Consider the following 294-nt stretch of genomic DNA (forward strand, 5'->3'; position numbering starts at 1 on the left):
GGGGATGCCGGCGGCGCGCAGGAGGTCCCATTTGCCGGGGCTGGCGGTGGCGTAGACCTCGGCGCCGAGGTGCCGGGCGATCTGCGTCGCGGCGATACCGACCCCGCCCGCGGCGGCATGGACGAGCACCGACTCGCCCTTCTTCAACTGCGCGAGATCACGCAGCGCGTAATAGGCGGTCAGATAGATCGTCGGCACCGAGGCTGCTTGGGCGTAGGTCCAGTGGTGGGGGATGGGGGTGATGGTGCGGTGGTCGGCGATGGCGTGGGGGCTGATGGTGGCGGGGAAGACGCC

General features: G+C 70.7%; 1 protein-coding gene. It reads right to left on the reverse strand.

The genetic code is table 11. The features are described from left to right. On the reverse strand, positions 1 to 294 hold a 294-nt coding region (locus ADK36_RS16465; RefSeq protein ID WP_048587683.1), incomplete at both ends, for a hypothetical protein.

It is taken from the genome of Streptomyces viridochromogenes (assembly GCF_001270495.1).
In the GTDB taxonomy this organism is placed as follows: domain Bacteria; phylum Actinomycetota; class Actinomycetes; order Streptomycetales; family Streptomycetaceae; genus Streptomyces; species Streptomyces viridochromogenes_A.